We start from the raw sequence: 18,508 nt of genomic DNA, 5'->3' as shown, positions 1-18,508 counted from the left end.
GCACCGTCTCACTCGAAGCCGGGGTACTCCTGCAGCTTCGTCTGGAACTCCTCGCGATCGGCTTCGCTCAGCACTCCGCTGGCGATCACGGTCAGCTGCAGGCCTTCGAGGGGTTCGCCGGTGCGGGCGTTCTGCGCCTCGCGGGCGGCCAGGAATCCGCCGTCCCGATCGTTCGAGAGGTCGTTGATGGTGGCGTAGAAGCGCAGCGGATCGGGGAAGTTCTCGGTGTAGTACTCCCACGTCGTCTGCGTGCGCGGGTCGTCGCTGCCGTAGAGCTTCGCGATCATCGCGGGGTCGATTCCCGAAACCGAGGGATCGTTGAAGGAGTAGAGGTCCCACAGTCCGTGCTCGACGACGACCTCGTTGATGACACGCATCACGTCGAGCTTGCGCTCGTCATCCTGGATCGGTTCGTTCGTCGCCCACGCCGCGGAGGTGAATTCGACGAGCATCGACTCGCCGCCGTAGCCGTTGCGTTCCGGACGCAGGTCGTCATCGCCCACCTGCACCCAGGTGTAGCCGAACTCGTCGGTGAGTCGCGTGCGGATGTCGGCGAACATGGTCTCGGCCTGCGCACGCACCTCCTCGAGCGACTGCTGCGAGAGGGTCTGCTGGGGGTCGGTGCCCTTGATCGCCGGATAGGCCTCCGCGTGCTTCTGCGCGGCTGTCTTCGTCCCCTCGTAGGTGCCGGAGGCTGAGGTCTGCAGGGCACTCATGCCGCCCACGGTGGCGACGTTGAACAGGATCGTCACGACGAGCGCGATCGCCCCCAGCTTCCGTCCGCGTGCCGAGAACAGGGCGGCCGCGATGACCGCGACCACGACGAGCTGCAGGGCGAGCATCGTGACGCCGTAGAGCAGGTCGGTGCCGCCGGCGATCAGCGTCCCGAGCAGGATCAGCGCGAAGAGGATGGAGGTGGTGAGGGCGATCCATCCGAGGGCGTTCGCCGGTTTCCTCGGCTCTTCCGCCGGGGCGATCGTCGCGACGTTCGGGCGCGGTGCGGATCCGAACGCATCGCGCCGCGCTCCTCGGTAGCCGCCGGGTGGGGGCACGGGTGGAGCGCCCTCGGTGCCCGCGATGTAGCGCGCACGCTGCCTCTCGTGATCGCTCACCACGGCTTGTCCGTCTCCGAACCGCCCTGGTCGTCGCCCTGTTGCTGATCGCGTTCCTGCGTCCCCTGCTCGAGCTTGTCCTGCAGGCCCTTCAGCTTGTCCTCCGACGGCTGCTCCTTCTCCCCCGGTTGCGGCTGGGGTGACGGCTGCTGCTCCTCCTGCTGCTTCTGCTTGAGACGATCGGCGGTGCCGTCGAGAGAATCGGCCATGTCGCGCTGCGGGTCGGACGACTGCTGCCGGGCCTCTTCGCTGCGGCACTCCTCCGGCGTCTCGACCGTGATCGTGAGCGCCTCGCCGTAGAGCGCAGCAGCGCCCGCGCCGTCGCCGTCCGCGCGTGCGGCGTCACCCATACGCTCGACCACCAGGGCGAGATTGATCCGTACCCCGCACACCTCCAGTCCGGTGGCGAGGTCGAGTGCCCTTTCGAGCTCGGCCCGCGCCTCCGGCAGCTGCTCCGCCGCACCGAGCGCGGTGCCGATGTTGAACGGCGCCTTGTACGGCTCGAACCAGTTCAGGAGGTCTTGTCCGCGTGCGGATGCCTCCGACCCGGCGAAGTCGTCCACCAGGTAGGCGGTGATGGCCTGATGTGCGAAGGCGTACATGCTCAGCAGCTTGCCCACGAACAGGAGCGCGGCGAGGGTGAGCGGAATCGTCCCGATCGCGACCCAGCGGCGGACGCTGCGGCGGCGGCGGTTGGACCGGAGGAGGGCGGCGGCGCTGTCGGCCGTGCTGGCGGTGGTGGTCGAGGACCCGAGCTCGGTCGCCGCGGGTGCCGACGGATGTGTCACGTCCAACCCCCTTACCGATCGACCACTGCTCAGCGCGGGGAATTCTGGTCCCCGAAGCGGCAGGACGAAGCGCTGAACATCCTATCCGGGGATCCTCCGGATACGATTCAGCCGACCTCGAGTGCCGAGGTCGGCTGAATCATGGTGAGGGACGATGCCCGTCCCCGTGCGCTACTCGGCTGCGGTGACGCGGAACGTGTCGAAGGCCACGCCGAGTGCCGCGGTCGAGCTGCCGGAGCGGTTGCCGCTCAGGCCCACCCCGCCCGCGGGCTGCAGGGGCGTCGCATCCGACGCCTTGAGCTGCCAATCGGCCGGTTCCGTCGCCCCGGTCGCCCAGATCTTCGCGTTGATGGACGCCTGCGTGGTGCCCGTCACCGTGACCTTGAGGGTGTACGAGGTGTTCGCCGCGAAGGCGAGACCCGAGACGGCTCGGGTGGCCAGGACGGTTCCGTCACGGTGGGCGACGAGCCAGATGGTTCCGTCGGGACGGAGCCATGCGCGGACGAGATAGCGTCCGGCGGCGGAGTCGCGTGCGATGACTCCGATGTACGCACCACCGGTGGTGGCCCCCTGATCGACGCGGAAGGTCGTCTCCAGAGTCGGGCTCGGGACCGACGTCGCGTTCAGCGTGGCGTGTCGGGTGTCGCCCGCGGCCAGGTTCAACCGTCCGAAGCCGCCGGCGACCGTGGCCGCCGCCTGCGAACCGCCCGCGATCGTCCAGGCGCCGCCCGCGACCGCGTTCCCCCAGCCTCGGCTGGATGCCTGCTCGAAGTCGTCACCCGCGAGCGGCGCGGGTTCCGCCACGACGGATTCGCGGGTCGTGGTCGCCGAGCCGCCCACGTCGTCGGTCACGGTGAGGGTGACCGTACGTGTCCCCGCCGTCGAGTAGGCGTGGCTGGCGACCGCACCCGCACTGGTCGTGCCATCGCCCCAGTTCCAGCTGTAGCTGCTGATGGTGCCGTCGGTGTCGGTCGATGCCGCTGCGTCAGCCGAGGCGGTGAGACCCGATGAGGAGAGGGTGAAAGACGCGGTGGGCAGCGCATTGGCTCCCTGCACGACCACCGGCTTCTTGACCGACCCCACGAGCCCTTGGCTGTCGGTGATCGTGAGCTTGACCTGGTACGTGCCGGGCGCCGCATACGTGTGCGAGGGCGTCTTGCCCGTACCCGTCGTCCCGTCGCCGAAGTCCCAGCGGTACGCCGCGACAGTAGCGGATCCCGGCGGGACCGACGTGCTCGCGTCGAATGCCACAGCGAGCCCGACCGGGGTCGCCGTGTACGCCGCGACGGGCGCCGTGGAGCCCTTGGCGACCCAGAAGTGCGTCTTCACCTGCCCGGCGCTCAGCCCGTACGGGTAGATGGCGAACTGGTTGACGTTGCCGGTGAGGGACACCGACGTCGGGATGTTCGGCCAGTTGACCAGCTTGCCGCTGCCGATCTTCCAGAAGCCCTCGTAGGCCTGACCCTTGGTCACACCGGTGATCTGATCGTTGAGTTGGCCGTCGACGAAGAGCTTCATCCCCTCGGGGCTGACGGACGCCACGACCTGGTGCCACTGGTTGTCGTTGTACGCAGCCTTGGTCGTGATGACTCTCGTGCCGTCGCTGTACACCCCGAAGTTCAGGCGTCCGTCGTTCGACATATAGACGTTGCGGTCGTAGTTCTTCGAGAAGCCCGCTGCTGAGCTCTCGAAATCGAACAGCACTCCGCCGCTTGTCGTCGACGTCTGGAACCACATCTCGGCGGAGTACGCGGAAGGTGCGGGCATCTTCGTGGTGGTGTCGACGCGTCCGGTCTCGGTGCCGTCGAGGGCCGTCGCGCCCGTGCCCTTCGACGTTCCCGACGACAAGAGCTTCGCCCCTGCGCGGAAGATCGGGCTGTTCGCGCCGGCAACGTCCTGGCCGATGGTTCCCAGCGGGTAGTAGAGCTGGGGTTCATCGGCGAGCACCGCGTTGGAATACGGTGGCGTCGGGTCGGCCACCGTCACGGTCGCCGTCTTGCTCGAGACGGTGTTGCCGTTGCCGTCTGCGGCCGTGAAGGTGTACTGCTGCTGCGAGCCGGCCGGAGCCGTCGTGTCCTCGAAGCTGACAGCGGGCAGGTTCCACCAGGTGGAGTCCACCTTCGTGGTGAGCAGAGGAGTGGTCGAACCGGCGCGGCGCAGCTCATAGGTGAGCGTGAGGTCGTCACGGTCCCAGTTGGCCGGGATCGACACCTTCACCCGACCGGGCGTGAGAGACGTCGCGGTCGGCTGCCACTTGTCTCCGGAGAGGCGGGGGCCGTCTTTGGGGCCGGCGGGAGGAGCGGTCGAGAATCGCACGAGTCCCTCGAACTGGCCGTTGTTGACGGAGCGGAACTCGCCTCCGATGGAGATCATGTTGCCCGTGCCGGTGATCGACAACCCGGCCTGACCGAGTCCGGTGGTGACACCGACCGCCCAGTCGGGAGACCACGCATACGGCGAAGGCGCGGGAGTTCCGCCCCAGTCCTTTCGGCCCGGTGCCGCCGGCTGAGGTGCGAGGGTCCCCCGGGCATCGGCCGTGTATGCCTCGGAATAACGGTGCACGCGCGGGGCCTGTTCCGGGTGGAGACCCAACGTCTCGCAGGTATGGGTGTGGCTCGTGGTGTAGACGACCTTGCCGGTCGAGTAGACGCCGTAGTGGTCGCCGATGCAGTCCGCGATCCAGCGGACCTTGCCGGTGCCGGCCTCGGCCGCGAAGGTGCCTTCGAGGTTGCCGGTGGCAGCGTCGGCATAGCCCCACCCGGTGCCGTAGACGCCGGTGGCATCGGTGGTGAGGCTGAAGGTTCCGGCTTTACCGGCGTAGATGCCGCTACCGGCGCCGTTCCTCACCGTCTTGGCCAGCTCCCACGCGGTGTTCAGCGTGCCGGTGGTCTTGTCGACGGCTCCGCTGCCACGCATCTCGGTGTTGCCGTTGATCTGCGAGAACCGTCCGCCGATGATGGTGTCCTTGCCGGCGGGGTCCATCACCATCGCATCCACCTGCAGGTCGGTCTGCGGGGCCCAGGGCAGGAGCGCGCCGTTCGCGGTGTTGAACGCGGCGAGGTTCTTCCGTGCGGTGCCGTTGGCCTGGCCGAACAGGCCGCCAGTGTAGACCGCGGTTCCGGATGTCGTGAGAGCGTAGACGCCCGATCCGCCGATCGACGGGACGAACCCGGCGACCAGCTCGCCGGTCTTCGCGTCGATCGCGGCGATGTTCCAACGGTCCTTCCCGTTGACACTGTTGAACGAACCGCCGATGTAGATGCGGCTGCCGTCGGGAGATGCGGCGACGGCCTTGATGACGCCGTTGACCTTCGGTGCGAACGGCAGCAGCGCCCCGGTGTTGATGTCGTAGGCGAGAACGTTCGACCGCGCGGTGAGGGCAGTGCCCGGAGCGGCTTTGGGCTCGCGGGCGTTGTCGAACTTGCCCACGGCGTAGACGGTGGAGCCGATGGTGGTCTGTGCCCAGACGTAGCCGTTATCGATCTGCACCGTTGGAATCGGGTCGGATGTGACGACGTCACCGTCGCGTTGCAGCAGTGGTGGCAACGTCGGCGCGGCGTCGGTCGCCACGGCGGCTCCACCCCCGAACGACACCAGCCCCGCCACGACCAAGATGCCGACGACGACACCAGCGGCCGCGGAGCGGGCGCGTTCAAGAACGTGATTGTTCCCCATGATTTTGTTTTCCCCAGTGATCTGATGCCGACGCGAGCGCCGACACGACATCGCAGTCACGCGCCGCGGAGGCTTCCCCAAGCCATGTGTTCCGCGATCGTCATGCATCTGCGAACCCCTGCCGGGACCAAGACAGTCCTCGACCGGTAAAACATTAGCAGCTGATATCGACGAAGCCTGAGTGTTAGATCTGGGTGCGTGAGCGGACGCGCTGTCGTGGCGCGCGCAGCTGCCGAAGTCGCGCGATCAGCAGGGCGGCACGTGTGAGCTCCACGCCGAGGATGGCCAGGGCGACGAGCGCCGCGATCCAGTAGAGCTCGATGACGTTGCCGACCTCGCCCGAATCGGCGTAGTCGGTGGTGGTCGACGGGGCCTCGGGAAGGGAGGGGGCGGCATCCGCCGTCCGAGTCGCGTACGTGACCCCGAGCTGGTCGGCGATCGTCTCGAGGTTCGACTCGTCGATCACCGAGAGAGCGTCGGCGCCCTGGTACTGGATGTAGTCGCCGCCCTGATCCGAGATGCCGCCCGTGGTGATGCGCATGGGCCCACCCTCGGCGGTGCCGTAGCCGAACACGGCTCCCGAATCGGTGTACTTCTCGCTCGCGCTGAACGACTCCGGCGCGGTGTCGACCGTCTGCTCCCCGTCGCCGAAGTAGAAAACCATGCGCGAGCGGTCGGGAGACGATTCGGCTGCCGAGGTGAGGGTTTCCGACAGCAGGGGGGCGGCGATGCCGATCGAGCTGCCGCGTGACTGGCTGGTGACCTCGGGGCGCAGCACCCCGAGGGAACCCAGGAGTGCCGTGGTGTCCGTGGTCAGCGGCATCCTCAGCTCGGCCGCGGCATCCGAGGTGATGAGGGCGAAGCGCGCTCCCGGATACTCCTCCACCAGAGCGCGCACGTCTGCACGGATGCCGTCGAGCCGCGGTTCGCCGTCATCCCAGTCCTCAGCCACGATGCTCGCCGTCGTGTCGACCACGAGCACGATGTCGGTATCCGTCGCGAGGGTCTGGGTCGCTCCCCCGGGGATGCCCGGACGCATGAGCATCGCGAAGCAGGCGAGCACCAGAAGCAGCCGCATGGCCCACAGGGCACGATGCCCGGCCAGCGCGCGACGATCGGTGATCGGCACCCCGGCGGACTTCGGCGGACGCACCAGCACCCAGACGGCGGCGACGGCGACGGGGGCGCATAGAAGAACGACGAGCAGCGGGTTGAGCACGGGTTGGAGGATCACAGTCGCACCCTCCACAGCACCACGACGAAGCCGAGCAGGCAGATCGAGAGCAGCACGATCCACAGGTTCGGGGTGTCGGTCCAGACCACCTGCGCCTCCCCGCGCAACTCGGTCGCCTCCTGTTCCTGCACCTGGGTGACGATGTCGGAGACGGTGGTCGTGTCGCGCAGGCCGAATGCGGCGCCGCCCGTCGCCTCGGCCGCAGCGCTCAGCTCGGCGCTGACGTCGGCATCCTTGCCCTGGACGGGGTTCAGCGCGAAGACGCGCACGTCCTTCGAGGCGGCATAGGCGGCGGCCTCGTCGAGCGTGACGATCGAGGCGCCGTTGACCTCGTTGTCGGTGGCGAAGATCACAGAGCGTGAGCGCTCGGCGTCCGGGTTGTCGAAACCCATCGTGCAGGCGGCGAGACCGTCGCCGATCAGGGAGGCGCCGTCGCCGTTGAGGGTGCCGACCCAGTGCTCCGGGACCTGATCGACATAGTCGAAGCTCTGCGTCATGCTCTCGATGTGCTCGCGCACGAAGTCGTAGTCGTCGGTCAGGGGGAAGATCTGCACGGGCGAGCTGTTGAAGATCGTCAGCCCGATGCGTTCGCCCTCGAAGCTGTCCAGAAGCTCGTCGAAGACGTTCAGCACCTCCACGTCGACCTCGGTCATGGAACCGGAGACGTCGAGGCACAGCATGATGTCTCGGCTGGTGTTGACGGGCTGGATCGTCTGCGCCGACATCGGCCGCGCAGCCACCACGCCCGCGACGATGGCGGCGGTCGCGCCGAGGGCGAGGATGCCGGACAGCGCGAGTGCTCTCCGCGTCAGTGCGCGGCGGAAGGAGGGCAGCGCGCGCACGCGCTCGGCACGGGCGACGCGCGCTGCGTCGATGCCTCGGCTCGGGCCGCCCCGCCGGAGGCCGACGACGAGACCGATCGTGATCGCGAGCACCACGACCGCGACCGCGGCCGCGAGCATCCAGACGTTCGCTAGTGCCACGTGCGCACCACCGTCCTGGCGGCTTCGGCGCCGGCCACAGGATCGATCACCGGTCCCTGGCGGAAGATGCTCGGGTAGTAGTGCCTGCCGAGCGCATCGATGAGGGCGGGATGCACTCCGCGGGCCACGAGATCGTCGAGCGCGAGCACCGGTGCCTCCAGGCCGCTGTACTCGTTCACGAAGGTGCGCACGGTGCGGCTCAGCTCGAGATTCGCCTGCCGGGCGGACATGCGGCGTTCGACGTACTCGGTCTCGATCTGCTGGATGCGCGCCAGGTACTCGGTGCGCAGCTGCGAGAGCACGTCGATGACCAGCGGCGCCTGCCCGGCGTTCGGGTCGGCGACCGCCAGGGTGCGCCGCGGTCGGGTGAGGACGATCAGCAACCACGCCCCCAGCACCAGTAGAGCCAGGATGCCGATTGCGAGCAGCATCCATCCCCAGCCGTACTGCGCCGGCGGATAGAGGTCGTCAGAGCCGGGCATTCGACCTCCGATTCAGCAGCGTCAGCAGCTGAGCGACGGCATCGTCCTGCCCGTCCAGCGTGGAGTGGCTGATCTCCATCCGGGTGAGCAGCTCGGCGAGGTGTGCGGCGTCGGCCTCGCGTTGCGCGGTCAGCTCCTGCACGATCTCGCGGTCGCCCTGTACGAATCCCGGCACCTGCCAGCGACTGTCGACGTCACTGCGGATGTGTCCGGTGGCGTGGTCCAGCACGGGCTCGGCGTCGCGCAGCGTGAGCCAGAGCACGTCGTGCTGCACGCGCAGTCGCCGCAGCATCCGTTCGGTCTCGCCGGTGACGGGGGCCTCGTCGGTGATCACGACCACGATCATGCGACGCGCGATCGTGCGGGTGACGAACGACAGCAGGCCATCACGGTCGCTCGGTGCGTCGCTCTGGTCGACGGCCCGATCGATCGTGCGCAGCGCGTGCTCGAGCGCCCCTTCGCTGCGGCCCGGCGCGAGGCGGCGCACCTTGGCGGCATCGCCGTACACCGTGGTGAAGTCGTCGCCGTGGCGCAGCGTCAGCACACCGAGCACTCCGGTCGCCAGGATCGCCAGGTGCTTCTTCGACTGCTCGTCTGCGGCGAGTGCTGACATCGAGCGCCCGGTGTCGACCACGAACAGCACGGTGTGCATGCGGGTCGCGCGCGAGCGCTTCACCAGGGGCGTTCCCAGCCGCGCGGTCGCCCGCCAGTCGATGTCGCGCACCTGATCGCCGTACTCGTACTTGCGCAGGTCTTCGAAGTCGAGGCTCCGCCCGCGCAGCAGCGACGCGTAGGCGCCGTCGAGCGCGTGCAACGACTTGCGCGTCGAGTGGATGAAGAGCTTGCTCTTCACCTGCGTGATCAGGCTGGCCATGGAGATGTCAGGGTGTGGGGACCGACGCGAAGATCTGGTCGATGATCTCCTCGCTGCGGATTCCTTCGGCGTCGGCCTCGAACGTCAGCAGCACCCGGTGGCGCAGCACGAGGTGCCGGAGCTCGCGGATGTCTTCGGGCAGCACATGCGTGCGTCCCTTGAGCAGAGCCAGCGCTCTAGAAGCCTGGAGGAACGCGATGCTCGCACGCGGACTCGCGCCGTACTTGATGAAGCGGGCGCGTTCTTCGCCGATGTACGGCGCCGGGTTGCGGGTGACGTAGGCGATCGACACGATGTAGTTGCGGATCGCGGGGTCGACGTAGATGCGGCTCGCGACGTCCTGCAGCAGATGCACGTCGTCGAGGCTGACGGCGCTGGCGACGTGCCGGTCGGGGTCGAGCACACCCGAATCGATGCGGCTGAGCACCTCGAGCTCTTCGGCCGGGCTCGGGTATTCGACGATCTCTTTGAGCAGGAAGCGGTCCATCTGCGCCTCGGGCAGCTCGTACGTGCCCTCCTGCTCGATGGGGTTCTGCGTCGCGATCACGAGGAACGGCTTCGGCAGGTGGTGGATCTCGCCGCCGATCGTGGTCTGATGCTCCTGCATGGCCTCGAGCATGGCGCTCTGTGTCTTGGCGCTGGAGCGGTTGATCTCGTCGAGCAGCACGAAGTTCGCGTGCACCGGGCCGAGCACTGTCCGGAACGATCCCGTCGCCGCGTCGTAGATCTGGTTGCCCGTGATGTCGCTCGGCAGCAGGTCGGGCGTGCACTGGATGCGCTTGAACTGCGCCTTCACGGTGTCGGCGAGGGTGCTGGCCGCAGTGGTCTTCGCCAGTCCCGGCACGCTCTCGAGCAGAATGTGGCCGCCGGCGATGAGCGAGATGAGCAGGCTCGTGCGCAGCCGGTCCTGACCGACCATCTTGGCGGAGTAGGAGGCGGAGATGACCCGCAGCACCTCGGACGCTCTGGCCATCTCGGCGTCGATGGGTGCGCCGTTCGCCGTGGCGGGTGAGGCTGTGGGGGCAGGGGCCTGCGCGGGAGCGGGCGGAGGCGGAGGTGCCACCGGCTGCGGGGATGCGGCGTTCAGGTCGTGCATGCTCTCTCCTCCTGGGGAGCGCGGCGCTTCTCCCCTCAGCCAGGGTAGCCGCCGCACCGAGGAGGAGAGCTGAGCGCCGTCACTGGCCGAACATGGACGAGGTCGCCGCGATCCATCCGAACGTGAGGGCGAGGATCGTCACGATGATCCAGATGCTCATGGCGATCGCGTTGAGGGCGATCCCCCATCCCGCCTGCGTGCGTGCGCGCGGCTCGCCTCGCAGCGAGACGATCCCGAGGATGAGTCCGATGGCGGGCGCGAAGAACGTCCAGCCGGCGAACACGGAGCAGATCCCGAGAACGAGACTGGCGGTGCCTTTCGCGGTCGACGTCGCAGCGACGGACGGCGCGGTGGTGGCAGGAGTGGTGGCGGGGGCGGGTGCAGAAGCAGTTGTTGACATGACATCCACGCTATGACGGGGTCTGTCGGCGGTCATCGGACTGGAGTACCCACGTCGTACGTCCAGCGGATGATTGCGCCGGTTCTCAGGTACGGGCGTCGGAGCGTGTTCCGGCAGCGTGGGCCGCTACGCCGACCGCCGGTCGAGGAACAGCAACTCGAGCGGTGAGGCCAGCAGCGCATCCACTCCCTGCGCGAATGCCTGGAAGTGAGGTGTGGCGAAGTGGGTGTCGAGCGCAGCCTGGTCGTCGAACGCCTCGCGCATGTAGAACGTTCCTGGCTCGCTGCGCGATTCGAACAGCACGTAATCCTGGTTGCCGGGCTCCGCGCGGGTCGGCTCGATCAGGCGCTGCAGCGCGGCGAGCAGTGCGTCTCGGCGACCGGGGAGGGCGCGCAGGATGGCGAGGCTGTACAGCGGGTCGGGCAGGGGTGAAGACATGATGTGGTCCTTCTCGTGGGATCGAGCACGGCAGGCTGCCGCGAGATCATTACTACTCGAAGGGGAGCAGTTACCCGCAAGGACTGCTGGTAACTTTCGGATACCATGAACGGGTGACTTCTCTCAGCACCTGCGCCGCCGGCAGGCCCCATGATGTCTACGACGCCCAGTGCCCGTGCCGGGGCATCCTCGATCTGCTCGCCGACAAATGGAGCGCGCTCATCCTCGGCGCACTCGAGGGCGGCCCGATGCGGTTCGGTGAGCTCAAGCGCAAGCTCGAGGGCATCAGCCCGAAGGTGCTCACGTCGTGCCTTCGGCGACTCGAAGACCGCGACCTCGTCGCGCGCGAGATCTTCGCCGAGGTGCCGGCTCGCGTCGAGTACTCGCTCACCGCCCTCGGCGCCGACGCGGCGAAGCCCCTGCAGAGCCTCCGTGATTGGGTCGAGTCGAACATCCAGCGCTTCCCCGATCTCTGAGATTCCGAGAGTGGGGTGGTTACCCGGAGGTGACTTGCACCCCTTGCGGGAAACCAGGTGCTCGTCGATACCGTCCTCGCATGACAGATCAGACACAGGCAACGAACGACCCGTACTACGCGCTTCCCGAGGTGCCGAGCTTCGAGCTCCGCAGCTCCACCGTCGCTGACGGAACGCCCTTCGCCGAGGCGCAGTACTCCGGAGTCTTCGGCGTCCCGGGCGGACGCGACATCTCTCCCGAACTCACCTGGTCGGGGTTTCCCGACGACACCCGGAGCTTCATCGTCACGGTCTTCGATCCGGACGCTCCCACCGGATCGGGATTCTGGCATTGGGCCGTCGGCAATATCCCCGCGACCACGACCCACCTCGTCGAGGACGCTGGCTCCGAGAGCCGGGAGCTGCTTCCCGCCGGTGCCGTGGCTTTCCCGAACGACGCCGGGCTCGCGCGCTACATCGGCGCCGCTCCGCCTGCCGGATCGGGCGTGCACCGGTACCACATCACCGTGACCGCGCTGGATGTGGCGCGGCTCGATCTGGACTCCGGTGCATCCCCGGCGCTCCTCGGCTTCACGGCGGGCCCGCACACGATCGCGCGAGCCACGCTCGTCGCGTACGCCGGGGAGTAGACCTCGGGCTGACCACCCCCGTCCCGGGCGGGATTCTCCCTGTCGGGCGGAGCTTTCGTCTCGAGATCTCCGCCCGACGGCGAGATCTCCGCCCGTCGCGGGGCGTCCATGCGTGAGCAGGAGTGGGCGGAAGCAGCTGCGGGGTCAGGCTGGGCGTCAGGCTGCGGCGATGGTGGCGTCGGCGGTCGAATCCGAGACGACCGCCCGGCGACGGCCCACCCACACGACGAGGGCGGCGGCGCCGATGATGATCGCGGCGATCAGTAGCACGTAGAGGGCGACGCCTCCATACCCGCCGGGCTGGGCAGGGTTGAGGAACGGGTACGGATACCATGACGGCTCACCCGATGCCGGCGCGATCACGAGGTTCGCTCGGATCAGCGTGTAGATCACCCAGACGATCGGGAAGATGGCGGCGATGCCCACGGCGCTCCAGCCGAGAGCCCGCCGTCTCGGGGCGAACAGCACATCGGCCAGCATGATGATCGGCACCACCACGTGGAGCACCTCGTTCGACCAGCCGACCGTCGAGCCCTGGGGCAGCTCGATGCCGCGAAGCAGCAGGTTGTAGACCACGCCGGTGACGATCATGTAGGTGCTGGCGCACATCAGCAGGATCGCGAGCCACCGAGGTTCCGCCGTCGTGCCGCGATGGGCGAGCGCCCAGAACCCGCCACACGCCAACGCGACCACGGCGAGGACGTTCGACTCGATCGTGAAGAAGCTGAAGAAGTTCGAGATGACGGTCGGCAGATGTGCGCCCCACTCGGTCGTGGCCGCAGCGGCGATCTCGAGGGTGCGGATGAGCTGCGCGATGATCGCTGCCGCGGAGAGCACGGCTGCGGCGATGCGCACGTAGGGCCACCAGGTCGTCATGTTCGCCTCCGGTCGCAACTGTAGTAGCAGACTTCCGTAGACCGCGGCACCGATATATCGATGTCGTCGAGGGGCTCGCCGCCTCCCGGCTCGCTGAGCTGGGGATCGCGCGCGGGGTGATCACCGGGCGCTGAACGGCGTCAGGTGCGTCGACGCCACCGCAGACGCGTGATGAGCACGCCGAGCAGGCACAGCGCCCCGCCGAGGAACATCAGTGGCGTCGGCACCTCGCCGAGGATCGCCCACGACATCAGGATCGCGATCGCCGGCACGACGTAGGTGGTCGCCGAGGTCTGACCCGCGGTGCTGCGCTGCAGCACGTACGCCCAGGTAGTGAAGGCGATCGCCGTGGGGAAGATGCCGAGGTAGACGACCCACAGCGTCGCATCCAGCGGCGCCGTCTGGAGTGAGCCGATGAGGTTGCCGATCCAGGGCAGCAGCGCGATGGTGCCGACACCCGCTCCGAGCCAGGTCAGGGTGGTCGGGTCGACGCCCGAGGTGAGCAGGCGCTTCTGCACGAGCGTGCACCCGGCGTACATGACCGCGGCGAGCAGGGCGAGGAGCAGGCCCGTGATGTCGGGGCCGGCGCTGGTGGACGAGTTCATGCCGATGAGCACGACGCCGAGGAACGCGATGGGTGCACCGATCACGAGCGGCTTCGGGAACCCCTCACGCAGGAACAGTCCGCTGAAGACGACGACCATGAGGGGCGCGAGGTTCACGACCATCGCCGCGGTGCCGGCGTCGAGCGTGAGCTCGGCACTGTTGAGGGCGAGGTTGTAGACGCAGAACCAGCCGACGCCCCACACCGCGATCAGCAGCCAGTGGCGGCGTTCCGGGATGCGGACGCCGTGCCGCACGGCGATGATCGTCAGCACGACGGTGCCGACGGCCATCCGCAGCAGGGCCAGTGCGCCGGGGTCGTAGTGCGGGCCCGCACCGCGGATGCCGATGAAGGCCGAAGCCCACAGCACGACGGTGACGAGCGCTGCGACGAGCACGAGCGCGCCCTGTTTCTTCGGCGCATCGGTGCTGGTGGTCGCGCTGGTGCGCGTGTGGATTCCGGGGTCCCCGGATGCGGCTTCTGCCATCTTTCGATCCTGGCAGGGGCGTCCGACATCGGGCGAGCCGTCGAAGCGACATCCGCCGTTGCATTTCGGACGATCCGAGACGGTGGCCCATGAGGGGTGATTCACGAGACCTTCCCGACAGGTTCACCTTTCTCTCCCGAGTGGAGAAAAAGTTCCGTTCGATTACGTTCCTTATCCGTGGAGATTGTGGCGTCATATGAACACGGAAATCCGCACTTCACAGGAAAAGTCCAGCGTCAAGTAGGCCATTCGGGGGACAGACAAGATTCACAGCTGACGGATAGAGTCCCGAGCGAGTACCGCCGCAAGCCCACGGTCGAAGCGTGACGGTCCTGTTTCGAGGTCGTGGTCTGCGTGCATTCCGACGTGCGTGTGCGCGCACGCGCCGTGACTCGTTCTGGGGCTCCATCGCAGTCGTGATCTTCACGCGGTCCGATCCCAATCGTGTCCCCCTGGAGAAGAGTCCTGCGATGAAGACCAGATCTCACCGTCGGCGCCTGCGTTTCGCACCGGCGCGGCGGCTCCCGTTCGCGTTCGCCGCCATGCTGATGACGACCGTCGTCGCGGTCGGTCTCTTCCAGCCGCTCGAAGCGTCAGCGGCGACCGCCGCATCGGCCGCGCGGACGCAGGTGTCCGCGCCGGCGGGTCTCTTCACCCCGTCGACGGATGCCGCCGGTGTGGTCACGCAGTTCACCGATGGGGGTCCGGCTGTCAAGGAGGCGGCGAGGCAGGCGCTGCTCAAGGGTGGGCAGAGCATCGAGAGCTTCATCACCACGGGGCAGCACGAGGCGATCGCACAGGACTACCGCCTCATCGCGCTGCGACTGAGCCTCGCGGGCGGGCGCGCCGTCCGTCAGCAGGCGGAGGCGGTGCTGACGGCGAACAATCCGGACCAGCTTCGTGCCTTCGTCACAGAAGGGTGGAAGGACGCCTGGGAGGTCGACGACCGCTCGGCGGCGTATGTGCTTGCGGACACCGGAACGCCGACGGTCCAGCGCGAGGCGAACAAGGCTCTGGACTCGGATGACTCGAGCGCGGTGTCGCAGTTCCTGCTGATCGGTCAGTACGACGCGAAGATCATCGACGACCGCGCAGCGGCCTACGTGCTCGCCTCCACGGGATCGCCGAGTGTGATCGCCGCCGCGGAGGCAGCGCTCGATGCGACGCTCCCGGACGGGTCCGAAGACGCACAGGCCGTGGCGGATTTCCTGCGTTACGGGCAGTTCGTCGCCGGGGCGCGCGACGCCGAGGCGGCGACCATCGCCCAGCTGACGAACCAGGTGATCGCGGCGAACATGGTCGCTCAGGAAGAGCGTCGCAACGCCGACAACGCCTCCGCGCAGGCGGTCCTCGCGGCCAAGCTCGCGAAGGAGGCCACGCAGCGCGCCGCCCAGCAGGCCGCCGCCGCGCAGGGCAACGCCGAACAGGCCAGCGCCGCCGCGAGCAGGGCAGCCGGTCTCGCCCGTCAAGCCGCCGACGCGGCAGATCTCGCCGTGCAGGCGGCTGCGGCAGCGCACCAGGCGATGAACGCGTCGATGAGCGCGGCGGGAACAGCCGCATCCGCGGCTGCGCGCGCCAACCGGGCGGCGGCGAACGCTGATGGTGCGGCGGCGAATGCGGCGGGCCAGGAGGGCATGGCGGCTGCGGCACGGGCAGAGGCGGAGAAGGCGCGCGACGCCGCAGACAAGGCGGCGAAGGCCAAGCGTGCAGCGGCCGAGGCGGAGACGGCGACGAATGCGGCGAACCGCGCTGCGCAGGCTGCGGGCGCCGCGGCCGGCTACTCGGGCGAGGCGGCCGGATATGCGATGGAAGCCTCTCAGGCGTCGGGAGTGTCATCGGCCGCTGCCGCGCAGGCGCGGGCTGCTGCGGCCAAGGCGAACGCGGCCAAGAACCGCGCGGCATCCGCCACGGCGCGGACGGACCGCCTTGCCGCCGAGACCTCGGCTGTCGCTCAGCAGGCCCGTGATGCGGCCGGGCGTGCGGCCGACAACGCCAACGCCGCGGCGATCGAGGCAGACACGGCCGCGGCCCAGGCCGGTGTTGCGCAGGGGGCTGCTGCTCGGGCGACCGCTTCTTCGGCGAAGGCGGCGGCCGCTGCTGAGGCCGCGACGAAGGACGTCGAGCTGGCGAAGACCATCTTCGACCTGGCGCGGAAGGCCGATGCGGAGCGTCTGGCCGCAGAAGAGGAATTCGGGCTGGCGCAGGCGGAGATCGCCGCAGCAGAGGAAGCCGAGGAGAAGGAGCTCAAGGACGAGGCCAAGAAGGAGGGCGCAGCCGCCGTTGCGGAGAGCAGCGCGTTCCTGAAGAAGATCACCGCTCCGGATGCGAACCTGCAGGAGCTGCTGCCAGAAGCGCGCTCGGCCATGCTCGCCCTGATCACGTCGGGAACCCCGTGGATTGCCGCTGCGGCCGAGCAGGCTGTCGTCGGCAATGACGAGGCCGTCGTCGAGTTCTTCAAGAACGGGTACGGCGTCGCGCTCGAGCAGGATCAGTGGGACGAGGCGAAGGCCCTGCTGTATGACGGTGACAACACGATGCTGCAGGACGAGGCCTATGACGTCCTCGAGAACGGCGAGGAGTACGTCGCGGCGTTCCTCAACGAGCGGCTTCCTGAGATCCGCGACCTCGAGAACCGCCAGATCGCATTCGTGCTCGCCACCGAGGGGGGACCGGCCATGCAGCGCGCGGCGAACCTCGCGCTCGATGCCGACGACCCCGCGGTCCTCGCCAAGTTCATCGCGGAAGGACAGTACGACGCGCTCGAGGTCGACCAGCGGGCGGCAGCCTTCGCGCTCAGCACGTCGGGCGGCCCCGAGGTGCAGGCGGCCGCGAACATCGCGCTCGAAGGTTCCCAGACGGCGCTGAAGAGGTTCCTCGAGCAGGGCCAGTACGAAGCTGCCAAGCGCGACAACGACACCGCGGCTCACGTGGCGCAGATGCAGAGCATGTTGCACCTGGCCGACCAGCAGGCCGCGGCCGCGCGGGAGGCGGCTGCGCTCGCGGAGAAGGCGGCGGCGACCGCGCGGCAGGCGGCGGCCGAGGCCCAGGCCAGCGCCGACCTGGCCCGGAAGTATGCGCAGGAGGCGCAGGGATGGGCTGCGCAGGCGGCCACGTCGGCCAACCAGGCGACTGCTTCGGAGAACGAAGCGCGCCAGTCGTCGCAGCGAGCGCATCAGGCGCTGACGGCCGCGACCGCCGATGCGAAGAAGGCCAACGGGTTCGCGGCGCAGGCGACGTCGTCGGCGCAGTCTGCCAGCGCGGCGGCGTCGCGGGCCAACGATGCCGCGAGCCGTGCGGCCACCTCGGCGACGAACGCCGGACTGGACGCGGAAGCCGCGGTGAAGGCGGCGACGGAGGCTCGCGAGATCGCGGCATCGAAGCAACGCGCGGAAGATGGGGCCGACAACTACCCGCCGCCTGCCGGCAAAGAAGGGGAGCTCACCCAGGCGCAGATCGATGCCGCGTACGCGCTCGGTGGAGACGCAGAGGTGCAGCGGCTGAAGGACGCCCACGCGTTGACACAGCCTGATGCCCTGCTGAACTTCATCATCCAGGAGGGCGGCAAGGTTCTCCTCGACCTCATCGGTGTGACGGACATCATGGACTGCGTCACCAAGGGCGACATCGGTGCGTGCTTCATGACGCTTATCGGGTTCGCGCCCTGGGGCAAGCTTGCCAAGCTCGTCGAGTCGATCCCGCTGATCATGAAGCTCGCCGACAAGGTTGTGGGCTTCGTCAACAAGGTCGGCGACGCGTTCAGCCTTCTCAAGAAGAACAAGACCAAGACCGACGACCTCGCCGCTCAGGCCTGTGGGGGGAACACCTTCGGAAGGTCGTCTGTCTCTGCGCAGTCGGGGATTCGTCCGGCGGGCAGCAACGTGTGCGAACTGCCAGGTCTGACCAACCCTCCGGGGGCGACTGTTCAAGTGAAGGGCAGTCGAGCGGAATATGCAGCCGGGATCAAGCCGGGGAGTTCCAAGGAGATCTTCGACAAGAAGGAGTACGAGAGCATGTTCGGCGAGTACGGTCTTGAGATCAAACGGACTCGCATCGCTGATAAGGCGACTTCCACCTACATCATGGAAGTGAAGAACGTGAACAAGCTGTACTACAGCAGCCAGATCCAGGACATGATCGAACTGGCGCAATACACGGGGAGATCAGAGTTCGTCCTCGTTGTCCGCCCGAACACGCACCTGTCCGCTCCCCTTGTCGATGCTCTCTGTAAGGACGTCCCCAAGTTCAGTTTTGTTGTCAAGTATCTGCCGAACGAGGTCCTGGGTGAGCTCAGCGAGAACAAGGTGCCTGGCATCTGTCCTTGATACTCGTCCATCACCACTCTCGGCGCCCAAGG

15 protein-coding genes are annotated in these 18,508 nt (G+C 68.0%); 3 read left to right on the top strand and 12 right to left on the bottom strand.

All coding sequences use genetic code 11. The features are described from left to right. Positions 1 to 8 precede the first annotated feature (8 nt). The 10 genes from ACLFA2_RS08340 to ACLFA2_RS08295 form a co-directional block, all read right to left on the bottom strand. Complete coding sequence (locus tag ACLFA2_RS08340) at positions 9 to 1,112, bottom strand: hypothetical protein (protein ID WP_426622387.1); 1,104 nt, start codon at positions 1,110 to 1,112, stop codon at positions 9 to 11. Then, complete coding sequence (locus ACLFA2_RS08335; RefSeq protein WP_029260832.1) at positions 1,109 to 1,900, bottom strand: hypothetical protein; 792 nt, start codon at positions 1,898 to 1,900, stop codon at positions 1,109 to 1,111. Before ACLFA2_RS08335 ends, ACLFA2_RS08340 begins: the two co-directional genes overlap by 4 nt. Before the next feature lie 171 nt (positions 1,901 to 2,071). Next, positions 2,072 to 5,575, bottom strand: coding sequence for a PKD domain-containing protein (locus ACLFA2_RS08330; protein ID WP_426622386.1), 3,504 nt, complete (start codon positions 5,573 to 5,575; stop codon positions 2,072 to 2,074). A 184-nt stretch (positions 5,576 to 5,759) separates the two neighbouring features. Next, entirely contained in the window at positions 5,760 to 6,809 is a 1,050-nt protein-coding gene (locus ACLFA2_RS08325; protein ID WP_426622385.1) for a VWA domain-containing protein, read from the bottom strand. After that, positions 6,806 to 7,792: a VWA domain-containing protein gene (locus tag ACLFA2_RS08320; RefSeq protein WP_231479933.1), complete on the bottom strand. Its 987-nt coding sequence runs from the start codon at positions 7,790 to 7,792 to the stop codon at positions 6,806 to 6,808. The genes ACLFA2_RS08325 and ACLFA2_RS08320 overlap by 4 nt, the downstream gene beginning before the upstream one ends. Beyond that, a complete protein-coding gene (locus tag ACLFA2_RS08315) occupies positions 7,783 to 8,274 on the bottom strand; it encodes a hypothetical protein (protein WP_021200099.1) in 492 nt (163 codons plus the stop codon). The genes ACLFA2_RS08320 and ACLFA2_RS08315 overlap by 10 nt, the downstream gene beginning before the upstream one ends. Further along, the gene (locus tag ACLFA2_RS08310; protein WP_021200100.1) at positions 8,261 to 9,148 is read right to left on the bottom strand and encodes a DUF58 domain-containing protein; all 888 of its coding nucleotides are present in this window, start codon (positions 9,146 to 9,148) and stop codon (positions 8,261 to 8,263) included. Before ACLFA2_RS08310 ends, ACLFA2_RS08315 begins: the two co-directional genes overlap by 14 nt. A 7-nt stretch (positions 9,149 to 9,155) precedes the next feature. Next, positions 9,156 to 10,244: an AAA family ATPase gene (locus tag ACLFA2_RS08305; RefSeq protein WP_426622384.1), complete on the bottom strand. Its 1,089-nt coding sequence runs from the start codon at positions 10,242 to 10,244 to the stop codon at positions 9,156 to 9,158. Positions 10,245 to 10,323: 79 nt separating this feature from the next. Next, positions 10,324 to 10,644, bottom strand: a complete 321-nt coding sequence (locus tag ACLFA2_RS08300; protein WP_240750531.1) for a hypothetical protein — start codon at positions 10,642 to 10,644, stop codon at positions 10,324 to 10,326. A 126-nt stretch (positions 10,645 to 10,770) separates the two neighbouring features. After that, a complete protein-coding gene (locus tag ACLFA2_RS08295; RefSeq protein ID WP_021200103.1) occupies positions 10,771 to 11,082 on the bottom strand; it encodes a putative quinol monooxygenase in 312 nt (103 codons plus the stop codon). Positions 11,083 to 11,195: 113 nt separating this feature from the next. Here ACLFA2_RS08295 and ACLFA2_RS08290 point away from each other — a divergent pair, with 113 nt between their 5' ends. Then, on the top strand, positions 11,196 to 11,558 hold the full coding sequence (locus ACLFA2_RS08290) for a winged helix-turn-helix transcriptional regulator (RefSeq protein ID WP_021200104.1): 363 nt from the start codon (positions 11,196 to 11,198) through the stop codon (positions 11,556 to 11,558). A gap of 80 nt (positions 11,559 to 11,638) precedes the next feature. Further along, the gene (locus tag ACLFA2_RS08285; RefSeq protein WP_136024318.1) at positions 11,639 to 12,187 is read left to right on the top strand and encodes a YbhB/YbcL family Raf kinase inhibitor-like protein; all 549 of its coding nucleotides are present in this window, start codon (positions 11,639 to 11,641) and stop codon (positions 12,185 to 12,187) included. A 156-nt stretch (positions 12,188 to 12,343) separates the two neighbouring features. On the opposite strand, the gene ACLFA2_RS08280 is transcribed toward ACLFA2_RS08285, so the two are convergent. Beyond that, positions 12,344 to 13,063, bottom strand: coding sequence for a Pr6Pr family membrane protein (locus tag ACLFA2_RS08280; RefSeq protein ID WP_021200106.1), 720 nt, complete (start codon positions 13,061 to 13,063; stop codon positions 12,344 to 12,346). A gap of 140 nt (positions 13,064 to 13,203) precedes the next feature. Then, a complete protein-coding gene (locus ACLFA2_RS08275; RefSeq protein WP_426622383.1) occupies positions 13,204 to 14,154 on the bottom strand; it encodes a DMT family transporter in 951 nt (316 codons plus the stop codon). A 470-nt stretch (positions 14,155 to 14,624) separates the two neighbouring features. Here ACLFA2_RS08275 and ACLFA2_RS08270 point away from each other — a divergent pair, with 470 nt between their 5' ends. Next, on the top strand, positions 14,625 to 18,476 hold the full coding sequence (locus ACLFA2_RS08270; protein WP_426622382.1) for a putative toxin: 3,852 nt from the start codon (positions 14,625 to 14,627) through the stop codon (positions 18,474 to 18,476). The last annotated feature ends 32 nt before the right edge of the window (positions 18,477 to 18,508 follow it).

It is taken from the genome of Microbacterium sp. As-52, from assembly GCF_049949185.1.
GTDB classification, from domain to species: domain Bacteria; phylum Actinomycetota; class Actinomycetes; order Actinomycetales; family Microbacteriaceae; genus Microbacterium; species Microbacterium maritypicum_A.
This window is presented reverse-complemented; position numbering and strand designations above follow the sequence as displayed.

Bases quoted from the DNA above. Each gene is read 5' to 3' on its own strand.
- ACLFA2_RS08300 (WP_240750531.1), bottom strand. From the start codon at position 10,644: ATGTCAACAACTGCTTCTGCACCCGCCCCCGCCACCACTCCTGCCACC.
- ACLFA2_RS08315 (WP_021200099.1), bottom strand. From the start codon at position 8,274: ATGCCCGGCTCTGACGACCTCTATCCGCCGGCGCAGTACGGCTGGGGA.
- ACLFA2_RS08295 (WP_021200103.1), bottom strand. From the start codon at position 11,082: ATGTCTTCACCCCTGCCCGACCCGCTGTACAGCCTCGCCATCCTGCGC.
- ACLFA2_RS08310 (WP_021200100.1), bottom strand. From the start codon at position 9,148: ATGGCCAGCCTGATCACGCAGGTGAAGAGCAAGCTCTTCATCCACTCG.
- ACLFA2_RS08285 (WP_136024318.1), top strand. From the start codon at position 11,639: ATGACAGATCAGACACAGGCAACGAACGACCCGTACTACGCGCTTCCC.
- ACLFA2_RS08280 (WP_021200106.1), bottom strand. From the start codon at position 13,063: ATGACGACCTGGTGGCCCTACGTGCGCATCGCCGCAGCCGTGCTCTCC.
- ACLFA2_RS08305 (WP_426622384.1), bottom strand. From the start codon at position 10,244: ATGCACGACCTGAACGCCGCATCCCCGCAGCCGGTGGCACCTCCGCCT.
- ACLFA2_RS08275 (WP_426622383.1), bottom strand. From the start codon at position 14,154: ATGGCAGAAGCCGCATCCGGGGACCCCGGAATCCACACGCGCACCAGC.
- ACLFA2_RS08330 (WP_426622386.1), bottom strand. From the start codon at position 5,575: ATGGGGAACAATCACGTTCTTGAACGCGCCCGCTCCGCGGCCGCTGGT.
- ACLFA2_RS08270 (WP_426622382.1), top strand. From the start codon at position 14,625: ATGAAGACCAGATCTCACCGTCGGCGCCTGCGTTTCGCACCGGCGCGG.